Source organism: Polynucleobacter sp. 15G-AUS-farblos (assembly GCF_018882445.1).
Classification (GTDB): Bacteria; Pseudomonadota; Gammaproteobacteria; order Burkholderiales; family Burkholderiaceae; genus Polynucleobacter.
Window position 1 is genome coordinate 1 of record NZ_JACVOM010000018.1, and the last position, 639, is coordinate 639.

Below are 639 nucleotides of genomic sequence, written 5' to 3' on the forward strand. Positions count from 1 at the left end.
GCTTACGACCATCAGTAATGGCGCCACGCTATTTTTTACCTGCATTAATAACACCATTTTTCTTATTAGCATTTGGGTTTGATGAGTGGAAGCAGAAAAAAACTGCTATTGCCAATTTAGCAAAGTGTGGAAGCATTCTAATCTTACTCATCAGTGTCATATGCCTTGGTGGGATTTATAAGATTTATGTTGAACCTTTTATTTACTCATTAAAGGGTGAAAAGGCTATTATTGGTCTAAGGGATCGTACGATTGCTATTTCGGAGAAGGTGGACTCAAGCGATATATGTGTCCTACTTTCATACTCCTCTGAGTTATTACCAAATAATAAATTGGCTAATTTTTTGACTAGGCCTCCCATGGATGAGAATATCTTTCTATGGGCAAAAAAGAATAATGCTAGATGCATTATTTATGATGTCATCACGCACAAGAGGGATGACATGGATGATGTCTCGATAGTTTCCCCTCAAATCGTTGTAGAAAAAATTGAATTTGTAAAAAACATGTACTACCTCTATTGGCTCCATCCGGAGCCAACCAGTGGACACACCGTACTCAATTTAGAAAGATCTAATTGGCATCCCAAAAAGGAGATTTTGTTTAGCTTCGGTGGCCTCTACCTGCCCCCAGAGTCTT

1 protein-coding gene is annotated in these 639 nt (G+C 38.5%); it reads left to right on the top strand.

From position 1 onward, the window contains the following. Positions 1-17: 17 nt before the first annotated feature. Positions 18-639 (top strand): hypothetical protein (locus ICN41_RS11215; protein ID WP_216293012.1); only part of this gene is annotated, 622 nt, incomplete at its 3' end.